The 22,119-nt window shown below is 72.4% G+C and carries 26 protein-coding genes and 1 tRNA gene; 15 read left to right on the top strand and 12 right to left on the bottom strand.

What is annotated here, in order from left to right:
• The first annotated feature begins 32 nt into the window (after positions 1-32).
• The gene (locus ACH4SE_RS09540; RefSeq protein WP_398542758.1) at positions 33-335 is read left to right on the top strand and encodes a hypothetical protein; all 303 of its coding nucleotides are present in this window, start codon (positions 33-35) and stop codon (positions 333-335) included.
• Between the two features lie 14 nt (positions 336-349).
• Here ACH4SE_RS09540 and ACH4SE_RS09545 read toward each other — a convergent pair whose 3' ends face one another.
• Entirely contained in the window at positions 350-925 is a 576-nt protein-coding gene (locus ACH4SE_RS09545) for an isochorismatase family protein (RefSeq protein ID WP_398542759.1), read from the bottom strand.
• 162 nt (positions 926-1,087) lie between these two features.
• On the bottom strand, positions 1,088-2,410 hold the full coding sequence (locus ACH4SE_RS09550; protein ID WP_398542760.1) for a nicotinate phosphoribosyltransferase: 1,323 nt from the start codon (positions 2,408-2,410) through the stop codon (positions 1,088-1,090).
• 167 nt (positions 2,411-2,577) lie between these two features.
• Between ACH4SE_RS09550 and clpS the strand changes: the two genes are divergently transcribed.
• From clpS to ACH4SE_RS09590, 8 genes are all read left to right on the top strand, one after another.
• Positions 2,578-2,886, top strand: a complete 309-nt coding sequence (clpS, locus tag ACH4SE_RS09555) for an ATP-dependent Clp protease adapter ClpS (protein ID WP_398542761.1) — start codon at positions 2,578-2,580, stop codon at positions 2,884-2,886.
• Positions 2,886-3,449, top strand: coding sequence for a DUF2017 domain-containing protein (locus ACH4SE_RS09560; protein ID WP_398542762.1), 564 nt, complete (start codon positions 2,886-2,888; stop codon positions 3,447-3,449). Before clpS ends, ACH4SE_RS09560 begins: the two co-directional genes overlap by 1 nt.
• 80 nt (positions 3,450-3,529) lie before the next feature.
• Positions 3,530-5,047 carry an amino acid permease gene (locus tag ACH4SE_RS09565; RefSeq protein ID WP_398542763.1) on the top strand — a complete coding sequence of 506 codons (1,518 nt, stop codon included), beginning with the start codon at positions 3,530-3,532 and terminating at the stop codon, positions 5,045-5,047.
• A gap of 73 nt (positions 5,048-5,120) precedes the next feature.
• Positions 5,121-5,540: a Mov34/MPN/PAD-1 family protein gene (locus ACH4SE_RS09570; RefSeq protein WP_398542764.1), complete on the top strand. Its 420-nt coding sequence runs from the start codon at positions 5,121-5,123 to the stop codon at positions 5,538-5,540.
• A 59-nt stretch (positions 5,541-5,599) separates the two neighbouring features.
• Positions 5,600-5,713, top strand: a complete 114-nt coding sequence (locus tag ACH4SE_RS09575; RefSeq protein WP_398181125.1) for a putative leader peptide — start codon at positions 5,600-5,602, stop codon at positions 5,711-5,713.
• A gap of 153 nt (positions 5,714-5,866) precedes the next feature.
• Entirely contained in the window at positions 5,867-6,145 is a 279-nt protein-coding gene (locus tag ACH4SE_RS09580; protein WP_398542765.1) for a MoaD/ThiS family protein, read from the top strand.
• Complete coding sequence (locus ACH4SE_RS09585; protein WP_398542766.1) at positions 6,145-7,095, top strand: PLP-dependent cysteine synthase family protein; 951 nt, start codon at positions 6,145-6,147, stop codon at positions 7,093-7,095. The genes ACH4SE_RS09580 and ACH4SE_RS09585 overlap by 1 nt, the downstream gene beginning before the upstream one ends.
• A 257-nt stretch (positions 7,096-7,352) precedes the next feature.
• Positions 7,353-8,105 (top strand): MBL fold metallo-hydrolase, encoded by a 753-nt coding sequence (locus tag ACH4SE_RS09590; RefSeq protein WP_398542767.1) that lies wholly within the window; start codon positions 7,353-7,355, stop codon positions 8,103-8,105.
• Positions 8,106-8,219: 114 nt separating this feature from the next.
• Here the strand turns inward: ACH4SE_RS09590 and ACH4SE_RS09595 are convergent, their stop codons facing one another.
• Complete coding sequence (locus tag ACH4SE_RS09595; RefSeq protein ID WP_398542768.1) at positions 8,220-9,491, bottom strand: PTS transporter subunit EIIC; 1,272 nt, start codon at positions 9,489-9,491, stop codon at positions 8,220-8,222.
• Positions 9,492-9,673: 182 nt separating this feature from the next.
• On the bottom strand, positions 9,674-10,915 hold the full coding sequence (locus tag ACH4SE_RS09600) for a PTS transporter subunit EIIC (RefSeq protein ID WP_398543181.1): 1,242 nt from the start codon (positions 10,913-10,915) through the stop codon (positions 9,674-9,676).
• 261 nt (positions 10,916-11,176) lie between these two features.
• On the opposite strand from ACH4SE_RS09600, the gene ACH4SE_RS09605 reads away from it, so the two are divergent.
• From ACH4SE_RS09605 to rdgB, 3 genes are all read left to right on the top strand, one after another.
• A complete protein-coding gene (locus ACH4SE_RS09605; protein WP_398542769.1) occupies positions 11,177-11,410 on the top strand; it encodes a glucose PTS transporter subunit EIIB in 234 nt (77 codons plus the stop codon).
• 274 nt (positions 11,411-11,684) lie between these two features.
• On the top strand, positions 11,685-12,422 hold the full coding sequence (rph, locus tag ACH4SE_RS09610) for a ribonuclease PH (RefSeq protein ID WP_398542770.1): 738 nt from the start codon (positions 11,685-11,687) through the stop codon (positions 12,420-12,422).
• A gap of 73 nt (positions 12,423-12,495) precedes the next feature.
• A complete protein-coding gene (gene rdgB, locus ACH4SE_RS09615) occupies positions 12,496-13,101 on the top strand; it encodes an RdgB/HAM1 family non-canonical purine NTP pyrophosphatase (protein ID WP_398542771.1) in 606 nt (201 codons plus the stop codon).
• 49 nt (positions 13,102-13,150) lie between these two features.
• Here rdgB and ACH4SE_RS09620 read toward each other — a convergent pair.
• The 4 genes from ACH4SE_RS09620 to bcp form a co-directional block, all read right to left on the bottom strand.
• A tRNA-Leu gene (locus tag ACH4SE_RS09620) sits at positions 13,151-13,234 on the bottom strand.
• 44 nt (positions 13,235-13,278) lie between these two features.
• Positions 13,279-13,731 carry an HNH endonuclease gene (locus ACH4SE_RS09625; protein WP_398542772.1) on the bottom strand — a complete coding sequence of 151 codons (453 nt, stop codon included), beginning with the start codon at positions 13,729-13,731 and terminating at the stop codon, positions 13,279-13,281.
• A gap of 32 nt (positions 13,732-13,763) precedes the next feature.
• Positions 13,764-14,390 (bottom strand): HNH endonuclease, encoded by a 627-nt coding sequence (locus ACH4SE_RS09630; RefSeq protein WP_398542773.1) that lies wholly within the window; start codon positions 14,388-14,390, stop codon positions 13,764-13,766.
• Between the two features lie 76 nt (positions 14,391-14,466).
• Complete coding sequence (bcp, locus tag ACH4SE_RS09635) at positions 14,467-14,934, bottom strand: thioredoxin-dependent thiol peroxidase (protein WP_398542774.1); 468 nt, start codon at positions 14,932-14,934, stop codon at positions 14,467-14,469.
• Positions 14,935-15,030: 96 nt separating this feature from the next.
• Here bcp and ACH4SE_RS09640 point away from each other — a divergent pair, with 96 nt between their 5' ends.
• Both ACH4SE_RS09640 and ACH4SE_RS09645 read left to right on the top strand, forming a co-directional pair.
• The gene (locus ACH4SE_RS09640; RefSeq protein ID WP_398542775.1) at positions 15,031-15,357 is read left to right on the top strand and encodes a DUF3618 domain-containing protein; all 327 of its coding nucleotides are present in this window, start codon (positions 15,031-15,033) and stop codon (positions 15,355-15,357) included.
• Between the two features lie 49 nt (positions 15,358-15,406).
• Positions 15,407-15,709: a GroES family chaperonin gene (locus ACH4SE_RS09645; RefSeq protein WP_398543182.1), complete on the top strand. Its 303-nt coding sequence runs from the start codon at positions 15,407-15,409 to the stop codon at positions 15,707-15,709.
• 59 nt (positions 15,710-15,768) lie between these two features.
• On the opposite strand, the gene ACH4SE_RS09650 is transcribed toward ACH4SE_RS09645, so the two are convergent.
• From ACH4SE_RS09650 to ACH4SE_RS09665, 4 genes are read right to left on the bottom strand one after another with little or no spacing between them, the layout of a single operon-like run.
• Complete coding sequence (locus ACH4SE_RS09650) at positions 15,769-16,665, bottom strand: GNAT family N-acetyltransferase (protein WP_398542776.1); 897 nt, start codon at positions 16,663-16,665, stop codon at positions 15,769-15,771.
• 17 nt (positions 16,666-16,682) lie between these two features.
• The gene (locus tag ACH4SE_RS09655; RefSeq protein ID WP_398543183.1) at positions 16,683-17,633 is read right to left on the bottom strand and encodes an ATP-binding cassette domain-containing protein; all 951 of its coding nucleotides are present in this window, start codon (positions 17,631-17,633) and stop codon (positions 16,683-16,685) included.
• Between the two features lie 60 nt (positions 17,634-17,693).
• The gene (locus ACH4SE_RS09660; RefSeq protein ID WP_398542777.1) at positions 17,694-18,572 is read right to left on the bottom strand and encodes an ABC transporter permease; all 879 of its coding nucleotides are present in this window, start codon (positions 18,570-18,572) and stop codon (positions 17,694-17,696) included.
• Positions 18,565-19,368, bottom strand: a complete 804-nt coding sequence (locus tag ACH4SE_RS09665; RefSeq protein ID WP_398542778.1) for an ABC transporter permease — start codon at positions 19,366-19,368, stop codon at positions 18,565-18,567. The genes ACH4SE_RS09660 and ACH4SE_RS09665 overlap by 8 nt, the downstream gene beginning before the upstream one ends.
• Positions 19,369-19,761: 393 nt before the next feature.
• Between ACH4SE_RS09665 and ACH4SE_RS09670 the strand changes: the two genes are divergently transcribed.
• Positions 19,762-22,035, top strand: a complete 2,274-nt coding sequence (locus ACH4SE_RS09670) for a transglycosylase domain-containing protein (protein WP_398542779.1) — start codon at positions 19,762-19,764, stop codon at positions 22,033-22,035.
• Positions 22,036-22,119 lie beyond the last annotated feature (84 nt).

Genomic DNA, 22,119 nt, shown 5'->3' on the forward strand with positions numbered 1-22,119 from the left:
TGGACGGCGGCCGAACGGCGCACGATGTGACCATGGCGGTCGGAGGCTTCAGCAAGCTGCCGGGCGGCACGGTGGTCGTGGCGCTCGCGCTGCCGCACCCTGCCGACGCGTCCCACCGGCTGCGCGTCGTGGTGCACGCCGTCAACCGGCAGCGCGCCCTCACCCGGCTCAGCAACCTCGGCTTCCGCGGCGCCCGTCTCACCGGCAACGCGGAACCGCCCACGCCGGACGAGATCAGCGCCGTCCTGCACCACCCGGACGGCCTGGTCTGGCGCGACTACCGTGCCAGGACGTCCGACCCCTGGCACCCGATATCCGCGCTCGACCGCGTCTGAGCGCGGACGCGCACTCAGGCGTCGACGAGCTCCACGCCCGCGCCGCGCAGCTCGCCCAGCGCCCGCTCGACGGTCTCCGGCGCCACACCCGCGGTCAGCCGCAGCAGCACCCGGGTCCCGAACCCGGCACGTGCCGCGTCCAGCGCGGTGGCCCGCACGCAGTGGTCGGTCGCGATCCCCACGACGTCCACCTCCGCGACGTCCCGCGCCCGCAGCCAGTCCGCCAGGGTCGTGCCGTTCTCGTCCTGCCCCTCGAAGCCGCTGTACGCGGCGGCGTAGGCGCCCTTGTCGAAGACCGCGTCCACCGCTCCCGAGGCCACCGCGGGCGTGAAGTTCGGGTGGAAACCGACCCCCTCCGTCCCCGCCACGCAGTGCGGCGGCCAGGACGTCACGAAGTCCGGGTGCTCGGAGAAGTGGTCCCCCGGGTCGATGTGGTGGTCGCGGGTCGCCACCACGTGCCGGTAGGTCCCGGCGGACTCCCCGATCAGGTCGGTGACCCCGGCGGCCACGTCCGCCCCGCCGGCGACCGCGAGGCTGCCTCCCTCGCAGAAGTCGTTCTGCACGTCGACGACGATGAGTGCGCGGTGCATAGTGCCCTTCCGGCGGATGGATGGATAAGGCCTGAGCGTGAGGATTCTCCCGCACCCCCGGACGGCCCGCACGCCGGGGTGTGCGTGTCCCCTCCAGGACGCGGCCGGCCGGCCCGTGCGCCCCCTCCGCGGACGGCCGGGGACCCGGGCGCCGCCGCGCGGTCAGAGCACCTCGGTGGGGAGGACGGGCTCGCCGCGCGAGAGCTGGGTCGCGGACAGCGGCAGCGAGGCCCTGGCCTCGATGTGGCGCAGCCGGGCCGCCTCCAGGGGCTCGCGCCCGACGATGTCCCCGCGCCGGACGAGGGGCACGAGCAGCTGCCGGCCGGCCAGTTCCTCCGGAACCGGACCGCTGCCGACGACCTCCGCGGACGCGACACCGTCCGCGTCCACCCGCCGCGCGGCCCACTTGCGGCCCCCCACGCTGGTCTTGCCGCCCATGGACTTCTTGGCGACGGGCACGAGCGGGCCGCCGTTCCCGCTCTCGCGGGCGACGAGCTTGTAGACCATGGAGCAGGTCGGGTGCCCGCTGCCGGTGACGAGCGAGGTGCCGACACCGTAGGAGTCGACGGGCGCGGCGGCGAGCGAGGCGATGGCGTACTCGTCGAGGTCGGAGGTCACGACGATCTTCGTGTCCTTCGCCCCGAGGTCGTCGAGCTGCTGCCGCACCCGGTGGGCGAGCAGCAGCAGGTCGCCGGAGTCGATGCGGACCGCGCCCAGCCCGGGGCCGGCGATCTCGACGGCGGCGCGCACGGCCTCGGCGACGTCGTAGGTGTCGACGAGCAGCGTGGTGCCGCGGCCGAGGGACTCGACCTGGGCGGTGAAGGCGTCGCGCTCGGTGTCGTGCAGCAGCGTGAAGGCGTGCGCGCTGGTGCCGACGGTGGGGATGCCGTAGCGGAAGCCCGCCGCGAGGTTGGAGCTGGTGCGGAAGCCGCCGACGTAGGCGGCGCGGGACGCGGCGACGGCCGCGAGCTCGTGGGTGCGGCGTGCGCCCATCTCCAGGAGGGGGCGGCCGCCGGCGGCGACGGCCATGCGGGAGGCGGCCGCGGCGATGGCCGAGTCGTGGTTGAGGATCGACAGGACGACGGTCTCCAGGACGACGGCCTCGGCGAAGGTGCCCTCGACGCGCAGGATCGGCGAGCCGGGGAAGTAGACCTCGCCCTCGGGGTAGCCCCAGATGTCGCCGGTGAAGCGGTAGCCGGCGAGCCAGTCGAGGGTGTCGTCGTCGACGACCTGCTCGCGGCGCAGGAAGTCCAGGACGGGCGTGTCGAAGCGGAAGTTCTCGACGGCGTCGAGCACCCGGCCGGTGCCCGCGACGACCCCGTAGCGGCGGCCCTCGGGCAGCCGCCGGGTGAAGGCCTCGAAGACCGAGCGGCGGTGTGCGGCGCCGCTGCGCAGGGCCGCCTGCAGCATGGTCAGCTCGTAGCGGTCGGTGAAAAGCGCGGTGGACGGCACGTCCACCGGCAGTCCCAGCTCTGCTGTGCTCATGGCACCGATGCTACCCCCGATTTCGTCAGAGTGACGAGATCTCTGCCGTGTGCGGCCCCTCACACGCCGTGCGCGCGGGGTGCGCGGAGGAGGCAGCGTTGTGCGCGCGCGTCCGGCGACGGCACGCCCATTTGTGCGAGAGCCCCCACCGGCGGCAGCATGGACCTGTGAGTGTCGCGCCCGTCGAGCCCGTCGAGACCCGCCCCGCGTCGAGCGAAGCGCCGTTCGAGGTGCCGGAGCCGGACGTCCCCTGGGTCACGCTCGTGCACAACGACCCCGTCAACCTCATGAGCTACGTGACGTACGTCTTCCAGACGTACTTCGGCTACTCCAAGGACAAGGCCACCAAGCTCATGGAGGACGTCCACTACAAGGGGAAAGCCGTGGTCTCCAGCGGCACCCGCGAAGAGATGGAGCGCGACGTGCAGGCGATGCACGGCTACGGACTGTGGGCGACCCTGACGCAGGACCGCTGATGGCCCGCCGCCGCGCCCGGCAGGGCGTCTTCACGGCTGTCGACGGCGGAGGCGTCGCGATCCTGCTGGACGAGGACGAGATCTCCATCCTGCGCACGCTCGCCGTGCAGCTGCTGGAACTCATCGGCCCCGGCCCGGGCGCCGCCGGCGCCGACGCCGACCCGCTGGCCGAACTGTTCTCCGAGGGTCCCAGCAAGCCGCCCGAGGACCCGGCGCTGGCCAGGCTCTTCCCGGACGCGTACGAGGACGGCGGCTACGCCGCGGAATTCCGCCGCTTCACCGAGAACGACCTGCGCTCCCGCAAGCGCGACGACGCCCTCGCGATGGTGCGCAGCCTCGACCGCGACGGCTCCGAACTGCGCCTGCCGGCCCCCGAGGCCCGCCAGTGGCTCGGCGCGCTCAACGACCTGCGGCTGACCATCGGCACGTACCTCGACGTCAGCGAGGACGACCAGAACGGCCTCTACCAGCTGCCCGACGGCGACGAGCGCAAGCCCATGGTGATGGCCTACCTGTGGCTCGGCAGCCTCCAGGAGTCCCTCGTCGAGGCCCTCACCGGCTGACCCCGGGGCCCGCTCCGCCACCCCCCCCGGGTGGCGGAGCGTGGATTCCGGCGTACCGCCCGCGTGGTACTGATCCGGGCATGACGGACGTGAAGGACGTACCGCCCGGCACCCCCGCCCCCGGCGGCGGCACGGGCGCGGCAGGGGACCCGGACGCGGCCTACGAACGCGGGCTCGGCAGCCGCCAGATCCAGATGATCGCGATCGGCGGCGCCATCGGCACCGGGCTCTTCCTCGGCGCCGGCCGCGCCATCCACCAGGCGGGCCCGAGCCTCGTCCTGATGTACGCGGTCGCGGGCGCGGCGGTCTTCGCGATCATGCGCGCGCTCGGCGAACTGCTCACCTACCGCCCGGTGTCCGGCTCCTTCGCCGACTACGGCCGGGAGTTCCTGGGCCCCTTCGCGGGCTACGTCACCGGCTGGACGTACTGGCTGATGTGGGTGGTGACGGGGATGGCCGAGGTCACCGCCGCGGCCACCTACGTCCAGTACTGGTGGCCGGACGTGCCGCAGTGGGCGGCGGCCGGCGGCTTCCTGGTGGCGCTCTTCGCGGCCAACCTGATCTCGGTCAGGCTCTTCGGCGAGGTCGAGTTCTGGCTGTCGATGATCAAGGTGACCGCGATCGTCGGGATGATCCTGATCGGCGTCGCCGTGATCACCCTCGGGGTGTCCGCGGCCGGCGACACCGCCTCGGCCGGGCACCTGTGGCGCGACGGCGGCTTCTTCCCCAACGGCGTGGGCCGCTCGCTGCTGACGCTGCAGATCGTCATGTTCGCCTACATCGCCGTCGAGCTGGTCGGCGTCACCGCGGGCGAGGCGCAGGACCCGCGCAGGACGCTGCCCAAGGCCATCAACACCCTGCCGTGGCGCATCGTGCTCTTCTACGTCGGCGCGCTCACCGTCATCCTGTGCGTGGTGCCCTGGACGCACTTCCAGCCCGGCGTGAGCCCCTTCGTCGCCGCCTTCGCCGTCATCGGCATCCCCTTCGGCGCCGGCATCGTCAACTTCGTGGTGCTGTCGGCCGCCCTGTCGTCCTGCAACTCCGGCATGTACTCCACCGGCCGCATGCTGCGCGACCTCGCCGTCAACGGCCAGGGCCCGGCCTTCTTCTCCCGCCTCACCGGCCGCCGCACCCCCGCGGCCGGCACCGCCGCCTCGGTGGCCCTGATGGGCGGCGGCGTGTGGATCAACTACGTGGACCCCGAAGGCGCCTTCACCTACATCACCGCCTTCGCGACGGTGGCCGGCGTGTGGACGTGGGGCGTCATCCTCGGCTCGCACATCCGCTACCGCGCCGCCGTACGCGCCGGGCGGGCCGCCCCCGCGTGGTTCCGCGCGCCCGGCGGGGCCGCCGCCAGCTGGGCCGCGCTCGTCTTCCTCGCCGCCGTGCTGGTGATGACCGGGGCCGACAGCCAGGCCCGCGTCTCGCTCTACGGGGTGCCGGTGTGGTTCGCGCTGCTCGCGGCCGGCTACCGGGCGCTGCGTCGGCGCAACCCCGCCGCCTTCGCCCGCCGCCCGCACCTGCCGCCGCGGCCCGCCGGCCCGGCCGCGCCGGGCGCCCCGGAGGGCCCTGCCGCGCCCGACGCGGCGGCGCTGTGAGCCCGGGGCGGCGGGGCTGTGAGACCGGCCACCGGCGGGGGAGGGGCGCGGGGGAGCGCTGTACTTTTCTTGCATGCTGACCATCACCCAGGAGCTGCACGACGCGATCGTGGCCCACGCCCGCGCCGACCACCCCGACGAGGCCTGCGGCATCGTGGCCGGCCCCGAGGGCAGCGGCCGCCCCGAGCGCTTCGTCCCCATGCTGAACGCCGCCCGCTCCCCGACCTTCTACGAGTTCGACTCCACCGACCTGCTCAAGCTCTACCGGGAGATGGACGACCGGGACGAGGAGCCGGTGATCGTCTACCACTCGCACACCGCGACCGAGGCCTACCCCTCGCGCACCGACATCTCGTACGCCAACGAGCCCGGCGCGCACTACGTCCTGGTGTCCACCGCGGAGGAGTTTTCGGAGCCGCAGTTCCGCTCGTTCCGCATCGTGGACGGCACGGTGACCGAAGAGCCGGTCAAAGTAGTGGCTTCGTACGCCTGACGTCCCGGATACCGAGACGAGGCCCTGGGGCCGGTGGCGGGAATCGATACGATGAGCCCATGGTTTCCTCCGACGTGAGCGACAAGGCGCCGGGCTCGCTGCTCGTGGCGCGGCTGCACGTCGACCTGTGCCGCCGCACCAGCGCGGCGTGTCCGTCCGCCCCCGGCGACTGACGGCGCGCCCCGCCGCACCGCGCCCCGGGGCCGAAGGGCCCCGTACCCGCACGACCGCACGAACCCCGTACGGCCCGCACAGCACCGCAGCCAGCCCGCGTCGCCACCGCGACACGACCCCCGCATGCCCCACGCACTCACTGGAGCGAACGAATGGCCATCGAGGTCCGCATCCCCACCATCCTCCGCACCTACACCGACGGCGAGAAGTCCGTGGAAGGCACCGGCAGCACGCTCGACGAGCTGCTCACCGACCTCGACACCCGGCACGCCGGCCTGCGGGCCCGGGTCGTGGAGGACGGCGAGCTGCGCCGCTTCGTCAACGTCTACCTCAACGACGAGGACGTCCGCTTCCTCAAGGGCATCGCGACCGACGTCAAGGACGGCGACAGCGTGACGATCCTGCCCGCCGTCGCCGGGGGCATGGCCTGATGCGCTACGACAGCCCGCTGGCGGCGGTCGGCAACACGCCGCTGGTCCGCCTGCCGCGCCTGTCCCCGTCCGGCGAGGTGAGCGTCTGGGCGAAGCTGGAGGACCGCAACCCCACCGGCTCCGTCAAGGACCGCCCGGCCCTGCACATGATCGAGCAGGCCGAGGCGGACGGTCGGCTCACCCCCGGCTGCACCATCCTGGAGCCGACCTCCGGCAACACCGGCATCTCGCTCGCGATGGCCGCCCGCCTCAAGGGCTACCGCATTGTGTGCGTGATGCCGGAGAACACCTCCTCCGAACGGCGCGAGCTGCTCACCATGTGGGGCGCGGAGATCATCTCCTCGCCCGCCGCCGGCGGCTCCAACACCGCCGTGCGGGTCGCCAAGGAACTGGCCGCCGAGCACCCGGACTGGGTCATGCTCTACCAGTACGGCAACCCGGCCAACGCCGGCGCGCACTACGCCACCACCGGTCCGGAGATCCTCGCCGACCTCCCCACCATCACCCACTTCGTCGCGGGCCTGGGCACCACCGGCACCCTCATGGGCGTCGGCCGCTTCCTGCGCGAGAAGGTCCCCGGCGTCGCGGTCGTCGCCGCCGAGCCGCGCTACGACGACCTCGTCTACGGCCTGCGCAACCTCGACGAGGGCTTCGTGCCCGAGCTCTACGACGAGTCCGTGCTGACCACCCGCTTCTCGGTCGGCTCGCAGGACGCCGTCCGCCGCACCCGCGAACTCCTCGCCCAGGAGGGCATCTTCGCCGGGGTCTCCACCGGCGCCGCCCTGCACGCCGCCCTCGGCGTCGCGGCCAAGGCGCAGCGCGCGGGCGAGCGCGCCGACGTCGTCTTCGTCGTCGCCGACGGCGGCTGGAAGTACCTGTCGACGGGCATCTACACCGCCCCCAGCGACGAGGCGGCCGTCGCCGCCCTGCACGGCCAGCTCTGGGCCTGACGCCCCGGCGCACGTCCCGGGGCGCCGCCCCCGGGACGCGCGCCGCGCCGGGCCTGCCGCACAAATCACCAAGTGCGGCCGTACGGGACGTAAAAGAACCCCCGGACTGGTGATTCCGCCCACACACGGGTACCACGGTGGCCCCGTGCGGCGTGCCGCGCCTTACCCTCGCAAGACATGGCGGACCGCTTCCGCCAATACCCCCACGCCCTCAGGAATGGGGTGAATGCGGCGCGCCCACGGAGGTGTTTCCCGGAATGAAGCTCACCGTCGTCGGCTGCTCGGGGTCTTTCCCGTCCGCGGACTCGGCCTGTTCGAGCTATCTCGTCGAGGCGGACGGCTTCCGGCTGCTCATCGACATGGGAAACGGCGCCCTCGGCGAACTCCAGCGGCACGTCGGCCTGTACGACCTGGACGCCGTCGTGCTGAGCCACCTGCACGCCGACCACTGCATCGACATGTGCGGCTACTTCGTCGCCCGCTACTACCGGCACGACGGCGGCCCCGCCCCCGTCATCCCTGTCTACGGCCCGGCCGGCACCGAGCGGCGGCTCAACATCGCGTACGGCGACGTACCCGACGAGAAGTGCATGAGCGAGGTCTTCGACTTCCGCACCCTCACCCCCGGCCGCTTCGCCCTCGGCCCCTTCGACATCACCACCGACCTCGTCAGCCACCCCGTCGAGGCCTACGGCTTCCGGCTCGGCTACCAGGGCCGCACCCTCGCCTACTCCGGCGACACCGGCCCCTGCGCCGCCCTCGACGCCCTCGCGGAAGGCGCCGACCTCTTCCTGTGCGAGGCGTCCTTCGTGCACGGCAAGGAGGACATCCCCGACCTCCACCTCAACGGCCTGGAGGCCGGCCAGATCGCCGCCCGCGCCGGCGTCTCCCGCCTGGTCCTCACCCACATCCCCCCGTGGACCAGCCCCGCCGTCAACCTGCGCGACGCCCGCACCGCCTTCGACGGCCCCGTGGAACTGGCGAAGGCGGGCGCGGTCTACCAGCTGTGACACAGCCGGCAGGCCACGCCCGCCTCACACCCGCCCGCCCTGCGCGCCCGGCAGGTGCGCAGCAGGCCCCCGTACCCGTACGGGGCCCGGCCGGACGCCGGGGCGGGTGGTCCGTTACTTCGTGAGGTCCTCGATCTCCTCCTCGGGCTCGCGGCCCGGGGTCTTGAGGTCGAACCTGAGGATCGCGAACCGGAAGACCACGTAGTAGACCACGGCGAAGACCAGGCCGATCGGGATGATCAGCCAGGGCTTGGTGGCGTGGCTCCAGTTGATCGCGTAGTCGATCAGGCCTGCGGAGAAGTTGAAGCCCGCGTGCACACCCAGGCCCCAGGTGATCGCCATCGACGCCGCCGTCAGCACGATGTGGATCACGTACAGCAGCGGCGCGATGAACATGAACGAGAACTCGATCGGCTCGGTGACACCGGTCACGAACGAGGTCAGGCCGATGGAGACCATCATGCCCAGGACGGCCTTGCGGCGCTCCGGGCGGGCGGTGTGCGCCATGGCCAGGGCGGCGGCCGGGAGACCGAACATCATGATCGGGAAGAAGCCGGACTGGAACATGCCCGCGCTGTGGTCGCCCGCCAGGAAGCGGGGGATGTCGCCGTGCACGACGGTCCCCGACGCGTCGGTGAAGTCGCCGATCTGGAACCAGGCCACCGCGTTGACGAACTGGTGCATGCCGACCGGGATCAGCGCGCGGTTCACGCCGCCGAAGATCGCGGCGCCGCCGGCACCCAGCCCGGTCATCCAGTTGCCGAAGTGCGTGATGCCGTCGCCGATGGGCTCCCACACCAGGCCGAAGAACACGCCGACGAGGAGGCCGACGAAGGCCATCAGGATCGGGACGAGGCGGCGGCCGTTGAAGAAGCCCAGCCAGTCGGGAAGCTTCGTACGGTGGAAGCGCTGCCACACGACCGCGGACAGCAGGCCCATGATGATGCCGCCGAGCACGCCCGGGTCGTTGTAGACCGCGGCGACGTCCTGACCCTTGTTGGCGGTGGTGTTGATGATCGCGTCGTGGACGGGGAAGGCCTGGAGCACCTTGGTGTAGACCAGGAAGCCGACCAGGGCGGCCAGCGCCGTCGAGCCGTCGGACTTCTTCGCGAAGCCGATGGCGACGCCTATGCAGAACAGCATCGGCAGGGCGCCGGTCAGCGCGCCGCCCGCGTTCGCGAAGACGGACGCGACCTTGTCCCAGTGCAGCCCCTTCGCGCCGAAGACATCGTCCTGGCCCAGCCGGACCATGATGCCGGCGGCGGGCAGGACGGCGATCGGCAGCTGAAGGCTGCGGCCGACCTTTTGCAGCCCCTGGAAGAGGCCGGATCCCCGCTTCTTTGCGGGGGCCGCCGGAGTGCCGGCGGTGGCCGTGGCCGTTGTCATCAGATTCCTCCGTGGTCTATACCACTCAGTGGTGTAGACCAGTTTTACACGACCCCTACGGGTAAAGGAATGCGGGATTCCGGGTGCGCTGCGTCACACCGCTCACGCACAGCGAAGACCCCCCGGCCTGCTGACCAGGGGGTCTCACGTACGGTTCGGGCCGCCGTCACACGGCGTGGCGGCTACCTGACGTTGTCGCGCTCCATCTGCTCGCCCAGCTCCTCCGGCTCGCGGCCCGGCGTTTTCAGATCGAAATACTGGATCGCCGCGCGGAAGAGCACGTAGTACACGACCGCGAAGCCCGCGCCCACCACCAGGATCAGCCACGGCCTGGTCGCCAGGTTCCAGTTGATGACGTAGTCGATCAGGCCCGCGGAGAAGCTGAAGCCGTCCTTGACGCCCAGGGCCCAGCACAGCGCCATCGACACGCCCGTGAGCACCGCGTGGATCGCGTACAGCAGCGGCGCGACGAAGAGGAACGAGTACTCGATCGGCTCGGTGATACCCGTCACGAAGGACGTCAGTGCGACCGACAGCATCAGGCCGCCGATCTCCTTGCGGCGGTGCGGCCTGGCGGTGTGCGTCATCGCCAGCGCCGCCGCGGGCAGCGCGAACATCATGATCGGGAAGAAGCCGGTCTGGAACTGCCCGGCGGTCGGGTCGCCCGCCAGGAAGCGCGGGATGTCGCCGTGCACGACCGTGCCGTCCGGCTTGGTGAAGTCGCCGAACTGGAACCACACGAAGGTGTTCAGGAACTGGTGCAGGCCCACCGTGAGCAGCGCGCGGTTGGCGACACCGAAGACGCCCGCGCCCCACGCGCCGAGGTCCACCAGCGTCTTGCTGAAGCTCGTCAGGGCGTCGCCGACCGGCGGCCAGATGAACAGGCAGATCACGGCGAAGACGATCGCCACGCCCGCCATGACGATCGGCACGAGGCGGCGGCCGTTGAAGAATCCCAGCCAGTCCGGGAGCCTCGTGCGGTGGAAGCGCTGCCAGAAGTAGGCGGTCAGCAGGCCCATCACGATGCCGCCGAAGACACCCGGCGTCTGGAACTCGGCGAGCGTCGTCGTCCCGTCCTTCAGCGTGCACGCCCCCGCGAGCTGGCCCAGCTGCGTGAACGTCGCGCCCTGCGGGCACTCCTTCGGGAAGCGGGTGAGGATGCCGAAGAAGACCAGGTAGCCGGCCACGGCCGCGAGTGCCGTCGAGCCGTCCGAGCGCTTGGCCATGCCGATGGCCACGCCCACGCAGAAGAGCAGGGGCAGGCCGAAGTTGCCGTCGAGCAGCGCGCCGCCCGCGCCCACGAAGACCTTCGCGACGCGGTCCCAGCCGAGGCCGTCCGGGCCGAAGACGTCGTCCTGGCCGAGCCGGTTGATGATGCCGGCCGCCGGCAGGACGGCGATCGGCAGCTGGAGGCTGCGGCCCATCTTCTGCAGGCCCTGGAAGAACCTGCTGCCCCAGCTTCGGCGGACGGTCCCGCCCGCGTCCGCCTCCGCGGCGCTCACCGGGTGGCTCCGCGGGTGCGCCGCTCGCGTACAGTGGTGTAGACCACTTGGGGCTGCGGGTGACCGGCATCCATGATCGACATGGTGGTCCATGGGGCGGCTCACCGCCCGTGAAGTTGGGCCAACCGTGCGTTACCGTGACATTACGGACCCGCGGTGGGTCAGGGAAACAGGGAGACACCAATGGCCACGAAGGCAGAGAAGATCGTCGCCGGGCTCGGCGGAATCGACAACATCGAAGAGGTCGAGGGCTGCATCACGCGGCTGCGCACCGAGGTCCGCGACCCCGCGCTCGTCGACGAGGCCGCGCTCAAGGCCGCGGGCGCGCACGGCGTCGTGAAGATGGGCTCCGCCATCCAGGTCGTCATCGGCACCGACGCCGACCCCGTCGCCGCGGACATCGAAGACATGATGTGACCCTGCCGGGGGCGGCCGCGCACGCCCCCGCCGGGCACGCCGCGGCGGCCGCGCACCCCGCCGCCGGGCAGCGAGCCCCTTCCGCGCGCCGCCTCACGGCACCCTCCCTCCGCGGGGCCCGGGGGCGTCCCCCCGGCCGGCACGGCGAAGACGCGCCGGCCGGCCCCGCGAAGGGGACGCGGGCCGCCCCGCGCAAAAGGCGGCACCCGCGCGGCGGAGGGGCGGCCGGGCACGGCCGGCGGAGGGCGGGGACCCGCACGGATAGGGTGCGGGGATGTCACGTAACGACGGCCGCAGGCCGGATGAGCTTCGAACCGTCACCATCGAACGAAGCTGGAGCAAGCACGCCGAAGGCTCCGTCCTCGTGTCCTTCGGCGACACCCGCGTCCTGTGCACGGCGAGCGCCACCCAGGGCGTCCCCCGCTGGCGCAAGGGCAGCGGCGAAGGCTGGGTCACCGCGGAGTACGCGATGCTGCCCCGCGCCACCAACACCCGCGGCGACCGCGAGTCCGTCCGCGGCAAGATCGGCGGCCGCACCCACGAGATCTCCCGCCTCATCGGCCGCTCCCTGCGCGCGGTCGTCGACTACAAGGCCCTCGGCGAGAACACCGTCGTCCTCGACTGCGACGTCCTCCAGGCCGACGGCGGCACCCGCACCGCCGCGATCACCGGCGCGTACGTCGCCCTCGCGGACGCGGTCGCCTGGATGCAGCACAACCACTTCATCAAGGCCAAGTCCCGGCCGCTGACCGGCACGGTCGCCGCCGTCAGCGTCGGCATCGTCGACAGCGTGCCGATGCTGGACCTCGCCTACACCGAGGACGTCCGCGCCGAGACCGACATGAACGTCGTCTGCACCGGCGACGGCCGCTTTGTCGAGGTCCAGGGCACCGCCGAGGGCCAGCCCTTCGACCGCGCGGAACTCGACGCGCTCCTCGCCCTCGCGGTGAACGGCTGCGCCGAGCTGACCGCGGCCCAGAAGGCGGCGCTCGAAGCCGTCACCGAGGCCTGACCCGACCCGCGCGCGTACCGCGTACGCCCCCCGTACGCGGTACGCGCCCGGCGCGCCCGGGATAATCGGGCCCATGACGCGCCGCCTCGTACTCGCCACCCGCAACGCCCACAAGGTCACCGAACTGCGGGCGATCCTCGCCGGCACCGGACTCGACGTCGACCTCGTCGGCGCCGACGCCTACCCCGAGATCCCCGACGTGAGGGAAACCGGCGTCACGTTCGCGGAGAACGCGCTCCTCAAGGCCCACGCCCTCGCCCAGGGCACCGGCCTGCCCGCGGTCGCCGACGACTCGGGCCTGTGCGTGGACGTCCTCGGCGGCGCCCCCGGCATCTTCTCCGCCCGCTGGGCCGGCCGGCACGGCGACGACACCGCCAACCTCGACCTGCTCCTCGCCCAGCTCTCCGACATCGCCGACGAGCACCGCGCCGCCCACTTCGCCTGCGCCGCCGCCCTCGCCCTCCCCGACGGCACCGCCCGCGTCGCCGAGGGCCGCCTCCCCGGCACCCTCCGCCACACCCCCGCCGGCACCGGCGGCTTCGGCTACGACCCCGTCCTCCAGCCCGACGGCGACACCCGCACATGCGCCGAGCTGACCCCGGACGAGAAGAACGCCATCAGCCACCGCGGCAAGGCCTTCCGCGCGCTGGCCCCGATGGTGGCCGAACTCCTGGGCTGAGGGGGCGTACGGCCTGCGCTTCGCGCCTGCGAATCGCAGGCCGTCTCGGTGCGGCGGAAGGGATTCGAACCCTCAAACCCGATCAAGGGCCACAGAACCTAAATCTGCTGCGTCGCCGTTGCGCCACCGCCGCCGGTTGCCCGGCCATTCTAGCGGTGCCCTTCCGCCGACATCAGCTCACCCGTCCTCCCGGTGCCGTACTCCACGGCACCAGGTACCCGTGACCGCATGGCAGTTGGGACACAGCAGGCGCAGGTTCGCCAGCCGGTCGTCGCTCCGGTCGCCGTTGATGTGATCGACCTCCAGTGTCATCGGCCTCCCACGCCACATCGGCCCCGTACCGCACCGGGCGCACATCTCCACGACGCCCATCTGCGCCATGGCACGCCGTAGTACGGCGGTCCGCGTCCGGCTGCCGCCCCCGTGCCTCACCAGCACCTCCGCCGCCGGCCGCACGCGTTTGGGCCCCGGCCTGCCGCGCTGGTGGGCCTGCCCGAGGAAGTGCGAGTCATCGGCTCCCGCCGCCGCCATCTGCTCGCGCAGCCGCGCCCGCTGCCTGCTGCCGTCCGACTGGCCGAGACGCCGCAGCGTTCCGGCGATCGACACCGAGGCGGCGACAGCCGCGCGCACCTCGGCGGCATCCGGCGGTGTCCGCCGCCCGCTCACCGGCGCCGCCCGCGGTAGGTGTCGGTCGTGGCATGGCAGTTGGGGCACAGCAGCCGCAGGTTCTCGCGGCGGTTGTTGCGCCAGTCGCCGTCCGTGTGGTCCACCTCCAGGGGGAGGGGGCGGCCCTGCCAGAAGGGTTCCGTGCCGCACAGGGCGCAGTGTTCCGGGACGCCCGTCTCGCGCAGGGCGCGTTTGAGCTGGGTGCCCGGGAGGCGCCGGGGATGGTCCGCGGGAAGCTGCGCCAGGACCTGGGCCGGCGTCCTCCGCCGCGCTCCCCGTGCGGGTGCGGGCTTGGTGAAATGAGCCGTGCTGATGCCCAGCGCCCGGACCCGGCGGGCGATGTGCGTGTGCCGGCCGCCCGTCACGTCCAGGCCCAGGTGGCGCAGCGTGCCGGCGAAGGAGGTGGCCGCCGAGACGGCCGCCTCCAGGGTGTCCCGGCTCCACCGGGTGCCCTCGCGTTCGAGGTGTGCGGTGTCCACGCCCAGGGACCTGATGCGTTCTCGCAGGTACTTGCGCCGTGGCGCGTCCTGTGGGTCGACGCCGAGCGTGGCGAGGGCCTCGGACAGCGTCCGTGACGACGCGACCGCCTCGGCCAGTACCTCGCGTGTGTACCTCGTGCCCACATCCACCTCCGTACCAGGACGTGTGTTCGCCCCTCGTACGGAGTAACGCTCCGCCGCCCTCCCGGTTACGGGCTGCTCAGACGCCCAGGTCGCGGAGGAGTTTGGCGACGTGGCCGGTGGCGCGGACGTTGTAGAAGGCGTGGGCGATCGTGCCGGACTCGTCCACCACGAAGGTGGAGCGGATGACGCCCATGGTCTTCCTGCCGTAGTTCATCTTCTCGCCGTAGGCGCCGTAGGCGGTGAGGGTGGCGCGGTCGGGGTCGGAGAGGAGGGTGACGCGGAGGGATTCCTTGGTGCGGAAGGCGGCGAGCTTCTCGGGGGAGTCGGGGGAGATGCCGAGGACGTCGTAGCCGGCGGTGGCGAGCTGGTCGAGGTTGTCGGTGAAGTCGCAGGCCTGCTTGGTGCAGCCTGGGGTCATGGCGGCGGGGTAGAAGTAGACGACGACCTTGCGTCCGCGGTGCTCGGCCAGCGAGACGGGCTTGCCGTCGGCGTCCTGGAGGGTGAAGTCGGGTGCGGGGTCGCCGGGGGACAGGCGCTCGGCCATGGGAAGCTCCTCAAACGGGGGTGCCGACGAGGCGCGGGCCGCGTCGAACTGACAGACTGTCCGAACGGTACCTAATCAGCCGATGGAGGATACGCGGTGTCGGACGACGTCAGGACGCCCGCTCAGATCGAGGGGGACATCGCCCGCAGGCGGCAGGATCTCGCGGAGACGCTGGACGAGCTCGCGGTGCGGGTGCATCCGGCGACGATCGCGGCGGACACGAAGGCCAAGGCCATGTCCGCGGTGGACCGCACGGCCGGGCGGGCGTACACGAAGGTCAACGAGGTGGTGAGCCGGGCGGCCGCGCCTTTCGTGGGGGCGGACGGCGCGCCGCGGCTGGAGCGGATCGTTCCGGCGGCGCTCGCGGGCGTGGCGCTGGTCGTGGTGGTGGGTGGTCTCTCGTCGTGGCGGCGCCGCCGGTAACGTCGTGCGGGTGAGTTCGAACAGTGAGCACGACAAGCTGCCCATCCGGATGCTGCACGACCGCGTCCTGGTGCGGCACGAGGCCGGCGACGGCGAGCGCCGCAGCGGCGGTGGCATCCTGATTCCGGCGACCGCGGCGATGGGCCGGCGGCTGGCGTGGGCCGAGGTGGTCGCGGTGGGGCAGAACGTCCGTACGGTGGAGGTCGGGGACCGGGTCCTGTACGACCCGGAGGACCGGGCCGAGGTGGAGGTCCGGAGCGTGGCGTACGTCCTGATGCGCGAGCGCGACCTGCACGCGGTGGCCGCGGAGCGCCTCAAGGGAACCGACGACTCCACCGGCCTGTACCTGTGACCTCCTGACCGTTCCCGGTGCCCCGGGCCGCGTCGCGCGGTGTCCGGGGCGCCGTCCTCTCAGCCGAGTTCGAGCGTCGTCGTCCCGTAGACCGCCTCCTGCCGGGAGTACGGCGCCGGGCCGGTGTACATGCGGGTGAAGCGGGCGGCCGGGGTGAGGCCGCGGGACGTCACCAGATCGAGTGCCGCCGTGTTGTGGTCGGGTACGTCCACGCACACCTGCGCCGTGTCCGGCAGGTCCTCGGTGAGGGCGTCCAGGAGGGCCGCGGCGCCGGCCGGGGTGTCGGCGAAGAGCGGGCCGACGCGGTGGCCCTCGTGGGCGGGGCGGATGACGCCGTAGCCGGTGACGTGTCCGGCGTCGTCGAGCAGCACGCGGGCGGTGTGGCCGGCGGCGGTGAGCCAGCGGCTCAGGAAGGCGTGCCGTTCGGCGGGGAAGCACCCGCTGTCGTAGGCGCTGATGGCGTCGAGGTGGTAGGGGGTGACGGCCCGTACGGTGGTGCCGGCGGGGGCGGTGCCGGGGGTGCCGCGGCGGGGGCGGCCGGTGTGCCGGATCTGGTCGTGGGCGGCGGTGAAGCCGGAGCGCTCGTAGGTGGCGCGCTGTTCGGGCACGGCGTCGAGCCCGATGAGGCGGTTTCCGGCGTGCGGGATCGCGGCCTTCCAGGTGGCGATGCCGAGGCCGGTGCCGCGGTGGTCGGGGTGGACGAGGTAGAAGCCGAGGAAGGCGAAGTCGGGCGAGTAGGCCACGACGGAGACGGCGGAGACCAGGCGGCCGCCGAGCCGCCCGGCCAGGAAGCCGGCCGGGTCGGTGGGGCGGAAGCAGGCCGCGTCGCCGTGGCCGGGGTTCCAGCCCTCGGCGGCGCACCATCGGGTGATCTCGTCCCAGTCGGCGGCCGTCGCCTCGGCGACGGTGAGGTCCTCCCGCACATGAACTCCCTTGTTCTCGGTGCCGGTCCGCACGGACGGTTCGGGGGATGTTACGCCGCCCCGTACATGCGGGCGATGACATCTTCGATGGCGGGTTCGCGGACGGACAGGTCGACGAGCGGGTGGTCGGCGGCGAGCGCGGCGACGAGCGGTGCGGCGCTCTGCCCGGCGGGGAAGGCGAGCCACTGGCGGGGGCCCTCGGTGCGGATCCAGCGGGCGCCGGGGATGTCGACGGCGGGCAGTTCGCGGGCGAAGTCGACGACGAGGGTGCGTTCGGAGTCGCCGACGGCGTGCAGGCCGGCGAGGCCGCCGTCGTACATGAGCCGGCCGTGGTCGATGACCATGACGCGGCTGCACAGCGTCTCGATGTCGGTGAGGTCGTGGGTGGTGAGCAGCACGGTGGTGCCGCGTTCGGCGTTGACGGTGGCGAGGAACTCGCGGACCTTGGCCTTGCTGACGACGTCGAGGCCGATGGTGGGCTCGTCGAGGTAGAGGACGTCGGGGTCGTGCAGCAGGGCGGCGGCGATGTCGCCGCGCATCCGCTGGCCGAGGGACAGCTGGCGTACGGGGACGTCGAGGAGCGGGCCGAGGTCGAGGAGTTCGACGCAGGTGCCGAGGTTGCGGGCGTAGCGGGGCTGCTCGATGCGGTACATGCGGCGGACCAGCTCGTAGGAGTCGCGCAGCGGGAGGTCCCACCACAGGGTGGTGCGCTGGCCGAAGACGACGCCGATGCGGCGGGCGAGCCGGGTGCGGTCGCGGGAGGGGTCGATGCCGGCGACGCGGACGGTGCCGCCGCTGGGGGTGAGGATGCCGGTGAGCATCTTGATGGTGGTGGACTTGCCGGCGCCGTTGGGGCCGATGTAGCCGACCATCTCGCCGCGCGGCACGCTGAAGGCCAGGCCGTCGACGGCCCTGACCTGGTGGCGTTCGCGGCGGAGGGTGCGGCCGGGGGCCTTGCGGCGGACGTCGAAGACCTTCTCCAGGCCCTCGACGGCGATCATGGGGTCGGTGTCCGGGGTGCTCGGGGTGCCTGGGGCGGCGGCGGTCTCGGTCAACGGATCTCAGCTCCCGGTACTGCGGTAGGAACGGACACCGGCGCGCCAGGCGAGCCCGGCCAGCGCGCAGCACAGCACGGCGACGGGCGCGCCGAGGTAGTCGGCCCAGCCGGGCAGGCCGAGCGGGTCGGGGCGGCCGAGGATGTGCAGCACCGGCATCCAGTTGACGAAGGCGAGGGGGACGACGAAGGTCACGCCGCGCACCAGTTCCCGGCCGAAGATCCCGGGCGGGTACTGGAGCAGGGTGTTGCCGCCGTAGGTCACGGAGTTCTGGACCTCGGAGGCGTCGCCCGCCCAGAACTGGAAGGCGGCTCCGGTGACGAAGACGGCGCAGAAGATCGCCGTCCCGGCGAGCAGGGTGACGGCCAGCAGCGCGGCGCCGGCCGGGGTCCAGCCGACGTCCACCCGCAGCACCCCCCAGCCGAGCACGGCGGCGCCCTGGGTGACGCGGCCGAGGCGGCGCAGGGCGAAGCGGTCGGCGGCGACCTGGGCGACGAGGGGGGCGGGGCGCAGCAGGAGGATGTCGAAGGTGCCGTCGCGGACCCGGTCGCCGAGTGCCCCGGCGTTGCCGGCCAGCAGGTCGGACAGGCCGAAGGAGACGCTGGTGGTGCCGTAGAGCAGCGCGATCTCGGGCAGGCCGAAGCCGCCGAGGGCGTCGATGTGGGAGAACATCAGCACGACGGTGACGAAGTCGAGCGCGGTCGCGGCGAAGTTGCCGAGGGTGGTGAAGGCGAAGGACGTGCGGTAGGCCATGGTGGAGCGCATCCACATCCGCACGATGAGCAGGTAGGCGCGGACGCCGTCGCGTACGGAGCGGTGGGCGGGGGCGGGGCGCGCCGCGGGCGGCTGTCCGGCGGCGGCCGGGGCGTGTGCGGTGTCAGCCACCCTGGACCACCACCCGGCGGGTGGCGGCGCCCTGGAGGAGCCGCCCGGCGGCCAGCAGCGTGGCGGCCCAGCCGGCCTGGAGGGCGAGCGCCCGGACCGCTCCGGCGCCGTGCCGGCGGCCGAGGAGCACGTCGGCGGGGGTCTGGAGCATCGCCGACCAGGGCAGCGCCTGCGCGAGGCCGGCCAGCGCGCCGGGGAAGGCGTTGAGCGGCAGCAGCATGCCGGAGAAGAACAGGGCGACGATCCCGGCGATCTGCATGACGCCGGCCCCGTCCAGCAGCCAGAAGGCGCTGAGTGCGATGAGGTAGCGGATCGCGAAGCTGACCAGCAGGCCGAGCGTGACCGCGGCGGCGAACAGCAGCCAGGGCAGGGCCGAGCCGGGCAGTGCCAGGTCGAAGACCAGGGCGCCGGCGACGCCCGGCAGGATGCCGCGGCCGAGCAGCTGGAAGCCGGCCCGGCCGAGGTCGGAGGCCAGCCACCAGCCCTGGAGGTCGGCGGGCCGGTAGAGGTCGACGGCGATGGCGCCGGAGCTGATCCGGGCGATCATCTCGCGTTCGAAGCCGCCGCCCATCTGGGCCATGGGCGCGAGCAGCCCCTGGCCGATCCACACGTACGCCAGCGCCTGCGCCTCGGTGTAGCCGCCGAGGTGGGGGCGCTGGCTCCACAGTGCGATGTAGCTGTAGGAGATGATCAGTCCGAAGACCGTGTTGGTGACGACTCCGGCTGCCGTGGCGATGCGGTAGGTCGCGAAGCGCCGGAAGCCGCGGACCATGACGGCGACGTAGAAGCCGCCCATAATCTCCGCCTCTCTCTCCCTTGTGCCGTTGTTCGAAGGCCGTGAGATGGGCCACATTCCGCGGCGCGCCCCACGGCACACAAGCGCAGGAGCCTAGCGGCCGGGCGGCCGGGCCCTCCACTGCTTTTCGCCCCGGAATCCGGCCGCGGGCCCGGCGGTTTCGCGCCGGGACGGGTCCGCCGTGGTGTGACCGCCCTGTCACAGGCCTGTCACGGATGGGCGGCCGGATGCCCGGGCGGACGGGGGATGCGCCAGTGTGGGAGAAGTGTGCGCCCTGGGGCGTACGTACGATTACGTGCATGTCCGGACCGTTTCGGACCGGTCTTTTTGGGTTTAGGTTTTTCGGCTTCCGCCGCGGACAACCCCGGCGGCGGATGAGGAGTCCCTACTGATATGAGCGACGCGCACTTCGGGGCGGCGGGAGGCGCCGCCGGCGGTTCCGGCCGGGCCGGCCGTACGGGATGGCGTCGGCTGCTGCCGACGTGGCGGGTCGTCCTGGGGACGTTCCTCGGTGTCATGGTGCTGCTGCTGGGCGGCTTCTTCGCCGGCTACGCACTGGTGTCCATCCCGGACCCGAACGCCGCGGCGGTCGCCCAGAGCAACGTCTACTACTACGCCGACGGCAAGACCGAGCTGGCCCGCGACGGCGCGGTCAACCGGCAGAACGTCTCGCTCGCCGAGGTCGCGAAGACCGCGCAGCACGCGGTGCTCTCCGCGGAGGACCGCAGCTTCTACCACGAGTCCGCGGTCAGCCCGAAGGCGATGGTGCGGGCGGCGTGGAACACCGCCACCGGCAAGGGCCGGCAGTCGGGTTCGACGATCACCCAGCAGTACGTGAAGAACTACTACCTGAACCAGAACCAGACGGCGTCGCGGAAGATCAAGGAATTCTTCATCGCGATCAAACTCGACCGCAACGTGACGAAGGACGAGATCCTCGAGGGCTACCTCAACACCAGCTACTACGGGCGGAACGCGTACGGCATCCAGGCCGCCTCGCAGGCCTACTTCCACAAGAACGCCTCCGACCTGACGACGGCGGAGGGCGCGTACATCGCGACGCTGCTCAACGCTCCCAGCGAGTACGACCTCGCCGCCCACCCCGAGAACGCGCGGGCGGCCAAGGCGCGCTGGAACTACGTCCTGGACGGCATGGTCAAGGAGCACTGGCTCAGCGCGTCCGAGCGCGCCACGGTGAAGTTCCCCACCATCGGCCGGCCCACCCCGCTGGCCAGCAAGGCCGGCCAGCGCGGCTACATCATCGAGGCCGTCAACGACTACCTCGACGCCAACCACATCGTCGACGCCGACTCGCTGCGCCGCGGCGGCTACCGCATCGTCACCAGCATCCAGAAGGGCAAGGAGGACGACTTCGTCAAGGCGGCCCGGACCCAGGTCTACGACAAGCTCGGCAAGAACAAGGCCGACACGTACGTACGGGCCGGCGGGGTGTCCATCGACCCCGCGACCGGCGAGGTCGTCGCCCTCTACGGCGGCATCGACTACACCAAGCAGTACGTCAGCAGCGCCACCAACGCCACGTACACCCCCGGCTCGACCTTCAAGCCCGTCATCCTCGCCGCCGCCCTCCAGCACGCCTCCAAGACGCAGGACGGCAAGCGGATCACCCCGAAGACGGTCTACGAGGGCGACAACAAGCGGCCCGTCGTCGGCCCGGACGGCCCCGTCGGCTACGCGCCGGAGAACGAGGACGGGCACAGCTACCCGCACATCAACGTCACCCGCGCGATGGACAAGTCCGTCAACTCCGTCTACGCCCAGATGGCGCAGGACGTCGGCACGGACAAGGTCATAGACACCGCGCACGACCTCGGCATGCCGGAGTCGGTGAAGATCCCGACGACGCCCGCGATGGCCCTCGGCTCCTTCGGCGCCAGCCCGCTGGACATGGCGCAGGTCTACGCGACCCTCGCCAACCACGGCAAGGAGATCCCCTACACGCTGGTCAAGAAGGTCAGCAGGGACGGCGACGAGCTGCCGCTGCCCGACCGCGACGCCCACCAGAACGTGCCGCGCGAGGTCGCCGACACGGTGACGCAGGTGCTGCGCAGCGTCGTCGAGAGCTCCGGCGGCACCGCGACCGTCGCGCAGGACTCCGGCTGGCCCTCCGCCGCCAAGACCGGCACCGCGGAGAACGACACGGCCGCCTGGTTCGCCGGCTACACCCCGAAGCTCGCCACCGTCGTGGCCCTGCTCGGCATGGACCCGGCCGACGGCAAGCAGAAGCCGATGTACCACGCGATGCACACCGACCGGATCAACGGCGGTGGGCCGCCCGGCGCCGTCTGGGCCGCCTACACCGCGGCCGCGCTCGACGGGGTGTCCGTCTCCGACTTCGACCTCGACACGGCCGACGACGTGCCGACGCTGCCGCCGGTCCCGGACGAGCCGTCCGACGAGCCGACGTCGCCGGCGTCGGACGAGCCGACGACCGCGCCGCCGTCGCACACCGCGCCGCCGCCGTCCTCCGCGTCGCCGCCCGCGGATTCGGGCGGGTCGACGGGTGAGCCGACGACTGAGCCGCCCCCCACGTCGGAGCCGCCGCCGACGCAGCCGACGTTCGACCCGCTGGGCGGCCTGACCGGCGGGGGCGCGGGCCAGTCGGGCGGCACGCCGCGTCCCGGCGCCGCCGGCGGGGCCGGGTAGCCGCACTGTCCTTCGCGCTGCTCGCGGGCGCGCCGCGGTCCGCCGCGCGACCCTGCGGCGGGGGGTGGGCTGCCCGCACGGTCC

The sequence above is a fragment of the Streptomyces sp. NPDC020983 genome (assembly GCF_044333485.1).
Classification (GTDB): Bacteria; Actinomycetota; Actinomycetes; order Streptomycetales; family Streptomycetaceae; genus Actinacidiphila.

Bases quoted from the DNA above. Each gene is read 5' to 3' on its own strand.
- ACH4SE_RS09540 (WP_398542758.1), top strand. From the start codon at position 33: ATGGCGGTCGGAGGCTTCAGCAAGCTGCCGGGCGGCACGGTGGTCGTG.
- ACH4SE_RS09545 (WP_398542759.1), bottom strand. From the start codon at position 925: ATGCACCGCGCACTCATCGTCGTCGACGTGCAGAACGACTTCTGCGAG.
- ACH4SE_RS09550 (WP_398542760.1), bottom strand. From the start codon at position 2,410: ATGAGCACAGCAGAGCTGGGACTGCCGGTGGACGTGCCGTCCACCGCG.
- ACH4SE_RS09560 (WP_398542762.1), top strand. From the start codon at position 2,886: ATGGCCCGCCGCCGCGCCCGGCAGGGCGTCTTCACGGCTGTCGACGGC.
- ACH4SE_RS09565 (WP_398542763.1), top strand. From the start codon at position 3,530: ATGACGGACGTGAAGGACGTACCGCCCGGCACCCCCGCCCCCGGCGGC.
- ACH4SE_RS09570 (WP_398542764.1), top strand. From the start codon at position 5,121: ATGCTGACCATCACCCAGGAGCTGCACGACGCGATCGTGGCCCACGCC.
- ACH4SE_RS09575 (WP_398181125.1), top strand. From the start codon at position 5,600: ATGGTTTCCTCCGACGTGAGCGACAAGGCGCCGGGCTCGCTGCTCGTG.
- ACH4SE_RS09580 (WP_398542765.1), top strand. From the start codon at position 5,867: ATGGCCATCGAGGTCCGCATCCCCACCATCCTCCGCACCTACACCGAC.
- ACH4SE_RS09585 (WP_398542766.1), top strand. From the start codon at position 6,145: ATGCGCTACGACAGCCCGCTGGCGGCGGTCGGCAACACGCCGCTGGTC.
- ACH4SE_RS09590 (WP_398542767.1), top strand. From the start codon at position 7,353: ATGAAGCTCACCGTCGTCGGCTGCTCGGGGTCTTTCCCGTCCGCGGAC.
- ACH4SE_RS09595 (WP_398542768.1), bottom strand. From the start codon at position 9,491: ATGACAACGGCCACGGCCACCGCCGGCACTCCGGCGGCCCCCGCAAAG.
- ACH4SE_RS09600 (WP_398543181.1), bottom strand. From the start codon at position 10,915: ATGGGCCGCAGCCTCCAGCTGCCGATCGCCGTCCTGCCGGCGGCCGGC.
- ACH4SE_RS09605 (WP_398542769.1), top strand. From the start codon at position 11,177: ATGGCCACGAAGGCAGAGAAGATCGTCGCCGGGCTCGGCGGAATCGAC.
- rph (WP_398542770.1), top strand. From the start codon at position 11,685: ATGTCACGTAACGACGGCCGCAGGCCGGATGAGCTTCGAACCGTCACC.
- rdgB (WP_398542771.1), top strand. From the start codon at position 12,496: ATGACGCGCCGCCTCGTACTCGCCACCCGCAACGCCCACAAGGTCACC.
- bcp (WP_398542774.1), bottom strand. From the start codon at position 14,934: ATGGCCGAGCGCCTGTCCCCCGGCGACCCCGCACCCGACTTCACCCTC.
- ACH4SE_RS09645 (WP_398543182.1), top strand. From the start codon at position 15,407: ATGCTGCACGACCGCGTCCTGGTGCGGCACGAGGCCGGCGACGGCGAG.
- ACH4SE_RS09655 (WP_398543183.1), bottom strand. From the start codon at position 17,633: ATGATCGCCGTCGAGGGCCTGGAGAAGGTCTTCGACGTCCGCCGCAAG.
- ACH4SE_RS09665 (WP_398542778.1), bottom strand. From the start codon at position 19,368: ATGGGCGGCTTCTACGTCGCCGTCATGGTCCGCGGCTTCCGGCGCTTC.
- ACH4SE_RS09670 (WP_398542779.1), top strand. From the start codon at position 19,762: ATGAGCGACGCGCACTTCGGGGCGGCGGGAGGCGCCGCCGGCGGTTCC.